The 6,439-nt window shown below is 66.5% G+C and carries 6 protein-coding genes; 5 read left to right on the forward strand and 1 reads right to left on the reverse strand.

The features are described from left to right. A partial coding sequence (locus RMO23_RS09590) for a multicopper oxidase domain-containing protein (RefSeq protein WP_309680869.1) occupies positions 1-1,249 on the forward strand: 1,249 nt, incomplete at its 5' end. A 12-nt stretch (positions 1,250-1,261) separates the two neighbouring features. Here the strand turns inward: RMO23_RS09590 and RMO23_RS09595 are convergent. Beyond that, positions 1,262-2,710 (reverse strand): PLP-dependent aminotransferase family protein, encoded by a 1,449-nt coding sequence (locus RMO23_RS09595; protein ID WP_309680870.1) that lies wholly within the window; start codon positions 2,708-2,710, stop codon positions 1,262-1,264. Between the two features lie 117 nt (positions 2,711-2,827). On the opposite strand from RMO23_RS09595, the gene RMO23_RS09600 reads away from it, so the two are divergent. The 4 genes from RMO23_RS09600 to RMO23_RS09615 form a co-directional block, all read left to right on the forward strand. Beyond that, entirely contained in the window at positions 2,828-3,439 is a 612-nt protein-coding gene (locus tag RMO23_RS09600) for a LysE family translocator (protein ID WP_309680871.1), read from the forward strand. Then, positions 3,436-4,377: a DMT family transporter gene (locus RMO23_RS09605; protein WP_309680872.1), complete on the forward strand. Its 942-nt coding sequence runs from the start codon at positions 3,436-3,438 to the stop codon at positions 4,375-4,377. The genes RMO23_RS09600 and RMO23_RS09605 overlap by 4 nt, the downstream gene beginning before the upstream one ends. A 65-nt stretch (positions 4,378-4,442) precedes the next feature. Next, positions 4,443-5,627 carry a PLP-dependent aminotransferase family protein gene (locus RMO23_RS09610; RefSeq protein ID WP_309680873.1) on the forward strand — a complete coding sequence of 395 codons (1,185 nt, stop codon included), beginning with the start codon at positions 4,443-4,445 and terminating at the stop codon, positions 5,625-5,627. Between the two features lie 38 nt (positions 5,628-5,665). Continuing rightward, a partial coding sequence (locus tag RMO23_RS09615) for a PhzF family phenazine biosynthesis protein (RefSeq protein ID WP_309680874.1) occupies positions 5,666-6,439 on the forward strand: 774 nt, incomplete at its 3' end.

The following is a 6,439-nucleotide window of genomic DNA, read 5'->3' on the forward strand; positions in this document are numbered from 1 at the left end:
GCACGATGGCTCGGAGAGCGATGGCTTCACCGGTGACTGGTACAGCGCCACCAAATACGGGCCAACCATGACGGCAGCCGGTGCCTACAAGGACCACCACTACCCCAACTGCTACGCCGGCTATGACGACCCGCGCTACCACGCCAGCGACGGCGACACGCGCGAGGCCCTGGGCACGCTCTGGTACCACGACCACCGGCTGGATTTCACCGCGCCCAATGTCTACCGCGGCCTGACCGGCTTTTACCTGCTGTTCGATGAAATCGACTCCGGCGACGAGCGCGACCCGAATCCGCTGGCGCTGCGCCTGCCCAGCGGCGTTGGCAAGTACGACATTCCGCTGGTGTTTCAGGACAAATTCTTCGACTCCAGCGGCATGATGGCGTTCGACCAGTTCGCCACCAAGGGCATTCTGGGCAACAAGTTCTGCGTCAACGGCAAGGTTCAGCCGAAGTTCCCGGTGGAGCGGCGCAAGTACCGCTTTCGCCTGCTCGACGGCGGTCCGTCGCGCTTTTACGAGTTTTACCTGACCGACGGCAGCGGCGTGAACCAGAGCTTCACCTACATTTCCAACGACGGCAACCTGCTGCCCGCGCCATTGCCGGGCGTGAAGAAGGTGCGCCTGGGCGTGGCCGAGCGGGCCGATATCGTGGTCGACTTTTCCCAGTACCCCCTGGGCAGCAAGCTCTACCTGGTGAACCGCCTGATCCAGACCGACGGCCGCGGGCCGGAAACCGGCAACCGTGACGCCAGCGGCCTGTTGACCAACGCCGGAACGCAAATCCTGCGCTTTGATATCGACAGCGACCCGGCCAGCCCCGACCTGAGCCAGGTGCCGGCCGCCCTGCGCGCGCTGCCGCCCATCAACCTGGCCGAAGTGGTGCGCAACCGGCGCTTTGAGTTCGACAAGCAAAACGAGGTCTGGACCGTCAACGGCAAGATTTTTGATGTCGAGAATACGATTGCTTCCCCCAGGCGCGGCACCGCCGAAATCTGGACGCTCAAGGGCAAGGGCGATTGGCATCACCCGGTGCACATCCACTTCGAGGAAGGCCGCATTTTGAGCCGCAACGGCCTGCCGCCGGCGCCGCACGAGAGTGGGCGCAAGGATGTCTATGTGCTGGCGCCGGGAGACGAGGTGCGGGTGTTCCTGCGCTTCAGGGACTTTTTGGGCAAGTACATGATGCACTGCCACAACCTGGTCCATGAAGACCACGCCATGATGATTCGCTGGGAGATTGTGGAATAGGCGGCAGCCCCTTCAACGCATGCCATCGCGCAGCCGCGCAAACACCGTCCAGAAGGCCGCGTCCTGGGTGGTGGCGAAGTTGATGCGCATCAGGGTGCTGGGCGTGCGCACCGCATGAAACAGCGCGCCGGGGGCAATCAGGTAGCCCTCGTCCAGCATGCGCTGCGACAGCGCGTCGGTGTCGACCCCGGTATCGACCCAGCCAAACAGGCCGGCCGGCTCGGCCGCGAAAGTGCAGCCGTGGGCCAGCGCCAGCCGGGCGCTGCGGGCTCTGGCCAGGTCGAGCCGGGTGCGTATGCGTTCGGCGTGGCGGCGCAACTGACCCTGGTCTATGCACCAGGCCAGCGCTTTTTCGAGCAGGGCGGGTGTGGTCAGGGTGGCCAGCAGCTTGGTATCGAGCAGGCGTTCGACCAGATCGGTCGGCGCGGCCAGGTAGCCGACGCGCCAGCCCGGCGCCAGAATCTTGGCAAAGCCGCTGACGTAAATCGTGCGCTGCAGGCCGTCCAGCACGCACAGCCGGGTCGCGTGTTCGGGCGCCAGGTGGCTGTAGGTGTCGTCTTCGACAATATGAAAATGGTGCTGATTCGCCAGCTGCAGCACGCGGTGGGCGCTGCCGGGCGTCAGGCAGTAACCGGTCGGGTTGTGAAACACGCTGACGCTGACAAACAGCTTGGGGCTGTGGAGTTCGCAATAGCGCGCCATCACGGCCAGGTCGGGGCCGTCGGCGCGGCGCGGCACCGGCAAAATCCGCATGCCCATGGCCTCCAGCCGCGCAAACTCGACGGCCCAGCCGGGCTCCTCGACCATCACGCAGTCGCCGGCGCGCAGCAGGGTGCGGCTGACAATGTCCAGCGCATGGGTGGCGCCGACGCTGGTGATGATCTGCTCGGGCGCGACCTGCAGATTGAGCGACACCAGCTTTTTCGAGAGCGCGCGGCGCAGGCCGCCGTCGCCGGCCGGCTCGCCATATTGCAGCGAATACTCCTTCAGCGCACGGGTGCTGGTGACCTTGCGCACGGCGGCGGGCATGAAGCTGGTTTCCAGCCAGTCCGGCGGAAACACGCCCATGCCGGGCTGCGGCTTGTCGCTGAGGCCCTGGAACATGCCGCGAATCAGCGCGGTCGCATTGACCGGGTTGTGCTGCGGCAAAAAGACTTCTGGCGATTTTACGGACGCTACCAAATTGATAGCTGTATGTGCACGTTCCGTATGGGCCAGAGGGTTATTTGATGCATATTCGCGGACAAAAAAGCCGCGGTTCTTGTGCGCCACCACCAGGCCCTGGGCCAGCAGCTGGTCATAGGCGGCGACCACGGTGGAGACGCTCACGCCCTGCTGGCCGGCACACAGCCGCACCGAGGGCAGGCGCGCGCCAGGCGCCAGCAGCCGGCTTTTGATGCGCTCGGCAAAGCGCGCGCTGAGCTGTTCCGTCAGCGACTGGGAGGCGGTTTTCATCAGCATGGCGGGGCCTGATTCATGAAGGGGCTATCTGTGCTGACAAGGCAGGCAATACAGTTTGCAAATTTGTAGCCAAAACTGTATCGGTTCTGTGCTGCTTTCAACTATAAAGTCTGAACCATGAATTGGCAAGAATTTACCGCTTTGCTGGTGCTGGCCACGGCGATGAGCTTCACGCCGGGGCCCAACACCACGCTGTCGACGGCGCTGGCGGCCAACCACGGCTTCAGGCGCGCGCTGCCCTTTGTCTGCTCGGTGCCGCTCGGCTGGGGCGTGCTGCTGTCGCTGTGTGCGCTGGGCCTGGGCGCGCTGCTGCTGGCGGTGCCGCTGCTGGGCTCGGCCGTCAAGATTGGCGGCGTGGCCTATCTGCTGTGGCTGGCCGCAAAAATTGCCAGGTCACGCCAGCTCGACGAAGCCCATGCGGCCCGCATGCATGTCAGCTTCTGGCAGGGCGCGGCCCTGCAATTCGTCAACATCAAGGCCTGGATGCTGGCGCTGGCGATTGTGAGCGGCTGGATCGCCGGGCGCAGCGACCCCGGCCAGCGCTTTGCCGTGGTGTTGCCGGTGATGCTGGCCTTCGCGCTGGTGAGCAACCTCAGCTACGCGCTGGTCGGCTCGCTGTTGCGCGACTGGCTGGCCGGGCCTGCGGGCAGCGGCCAGCGCCTGGTCTGGTTTAACCGTGTGATGGCGGGCGTGCTGGTCGTCACGGCCGTCTGGATGCTCTTTTTATGAGCCCGCAACAGCAGCAAGTCAGGAAAGGCCTGTGGCTGGGCCTGCTCGGCATCGTGATTTTCTCGGTCACGCTGCCGATGACGCGGCTGGCCGTGGGCACGCCCGATGCGCCGCAGATGTCGGGGGTCTTTATCGCCATGGGCCGGGCGCTGGTGGCGGCGGCGCTGTCGGCGCTATTTTTGCGGGCCACGCGCGCGCCGCTGCCCCGGCGCGCCGACCTGGGGCCGCTGCTGATCACCTCGGCCGGCGTGGTATTTGGCTTTCCGCTGTTCACCTCGGTCGCCATGCGCTATGTGGAAGCGGTGCATGCCAGCGTGATCGTGGGCGTGCTGCCGCTGGCCACCGCCGCCGTCGGCGCGCTGCTGCACCGCCAGCGCCCCTCTAGCGGTTTCTGGGGCTGCGCCGCCCTGGGCAGCGCGCTGGTGGTGGCCTTTGCCATGCTGCGCTCGGGCAATGGCACGGGCGGTCTGGCGATTCATTTTGCCGACCTGCTGTTGCTGGCGGCCATGCTGTGCGCCGCCGTGGGCTATGGCTATGGCGCCCGACTGTCGCAGCAGATGCGCGCCGAGCATGTAATTTGCTGGGCCCTGCTGATCGCCCTGCCGCTGACCCTGCCGCTGACGGTGCTGAGCTGGCCCGCCGGACCGCTCAAGGCCAGCGCCTGGTGGGGCTTTGCCTATGTGGCGGTGTTTTCGATGTGGCTGGGCTTTTTTGCCTGGTACCGCGGGCTGGCGCTGGGCGGCACGGTGCGCGTCAGCCAGGTGCAACTGGTGCAGCCCTTCCTATCGATGCTGGTGTCGGTGCCGCTGCTCGGCGAGCGGCTGGACGCGGTGACGGTGGGCTTTGGCCTGGCGGTGATCGCCACGGTGTTTGCCGGCAAGAAAATGCCGGTTCATACTGCAAGGCTGGCCGCTGCCCAGACCCCGCAACAAGGTTAGTGCAATCGTTGATGAACCGGGCTTGCTGTTGATTCAGGCGGCGCCCGCCTACAAAGGAGATGGAAATGGAATGGACCCAGGCGCAGCGCGCCAAGAAAATGAACCCCTCGGTGATCCGCGAGATCCTGAAGGTCACCGAAAAGCCCGGCATCATCAGCTTTGCCGGCGGCCTGCCCTCGCCCAAGACGTTTCCGATTGCCGCCTTCAGCGCGGCCTGCGAAAAAGTGCTGCGCGAAGACGGCCATGCCGCGCTGCAGTACGCCGCCAGCGAAGGCTATGCGCCGCTGCGCGAGCTGGTGGCGGCGATGCTGCCCTGGGACGTGGACCCGGCCCAGGTGCTGATCACCACCGGCTCGCAGCAGGGGCTGGACCTGCTGGCCAAGGTACTGATTGACGCCGGCAGCCGTGTGCTGGTCGAAACCCCAACCTACCTGGGCGCGCTGCAGGCCTTCACGCCGATGGAGCCGGACATCGTGGGCGTGGCCAGCGACGAGGGCGGCGTGGACCTGGCCGACCTGGCCGCCAAGGCCGCCGGTGCGCGCTTCTTTTACGTGCTGCCCAATTTCCAGAACCCGACCGGCCGCACCATGCCCGAGTCGCGCCGCGCCGCCCTGAGCGCCGAGGCGGCCCGGCTGGGCCTGCCGCTGGTCGAAGACAACCCCTATGGCGACCTGTGGTTCGACAGCCCGCCGCCGCTGCCGCTGACGGCGCGCAACCCCGAGGGCTGCGTCTACCTCGGCTCGTTTTCCAAGGTGCTGGCGCCCGGCCTGCGGCTGGGTTTCATGGTGGCGCCCAAGGCCATCTTTCCCAAGCTGCTGCAGGCCAAGCAGGCGGCCGACCTGCACAGCCCCGGCTTTAACCAGCGCATGGTGGCCGAGGTCATGAAAGACGGCTTTCTGGACCGGCATGTGCCGACCATACGCGCGCTCTACAGGTCGCAGCGCGACGCCATGCTGGCGGCGATGAAGCGCGACATGCCCGAGGGCGTGCAATGGAACACCCCGGCCGGCGGCATGTTTTTGTGGGTGCGCCTGCCCGAAGGCATGAACGCCATCGACCTGCTGCCCAAGGCGGTGGAACGCAATGTGGCCTTTGTGCCGGGCTGGGCCTTTTACGCCGACCACGCCGACCCGCGCACCTTGCGCCTGTCGTTTGTCACCTCCAGCGTGGAGCAGATCAATATCGGCATCGGCGCCCTGGCCAGCGCGATCCGCGAGCAGCAGGCGGCGCTGGTGCCGGCCGAGGTTTGACCGGCGCGAAACCCTGAACCCAACGGGAGAGCAGCCCCATGAAGCCACGCCTTTTCAAGCAAGTGGACGTGTTCAGCGCCACGCCCTACTTTGGCAACCCGGTGGCCGTGGTGCTGGACGGCGCCGGCCTCAGTGACGAGGCGATGCAGCGTTTTGCGCGCTGGACCAACCTGTCGGAGACCACCTTTGTGCTGCCGCCGGTCGATGCATCGGCCGACTACCAGTTGCGGATTTTCACGCCCGGCGGCGAGTTGCCGTTTGCCGGCCACCCGACGCTGGGCAGCTGCCACGCCTGGCTGCAGGCCGGCGGCCAGCCGCGCGGCCCGGACTTCATCGTGCAGCAATGCCAGGTCGGGCTGGTGAAAATCCGGCGCGAGGGCACGCGCCTGGCGTTTGCCGCCCCGCCACTCAAGCGCTCGGCGCCCAGCCCGGTGATGCTGGCGCAGGTCGCGGCGGCGCTGGCTTTGAAACCGTCGCAGATTCTGGCCGCGCAGCTGCTGGACAATGGCCCGGCCTGGCTGGGCCTGTTGCTGGACAGCCCCGAGACCGTGCTGCAGCTCGATCCCAACCATGCGGCGCTGGAAAAGCTCGATGCCAAAGTAGGCGTCGCTGCCATTTACCCACCGCGTGAAACGCCAGCGTTGATCGCCCGCGCCAACCGCGAAGCCAGGGCATTCATAGCCCCCACGCTTGCCACTGCGTGTGCTGCGCTGCCCCCCGAGGTGGCTGGCCTTGCTTGGGGCGGCCCGGCGCGGCGGCCGTTGGAGCCCACCCTCGATGCGCCGGATCTGGAAGTGCGCGCCTTCGCCGCC

Origin of the sequence: Polaromonas sp. (assembly GCF_031411155.1) — a bacterium.
In the GTDB taxonomy this organism is placed as follows: domain Bacteria; phylum Pseudomonadota; class Gammaproteobacteria; order Burkholderiales; family Burkholderiaceae_C; genus Polaromonas.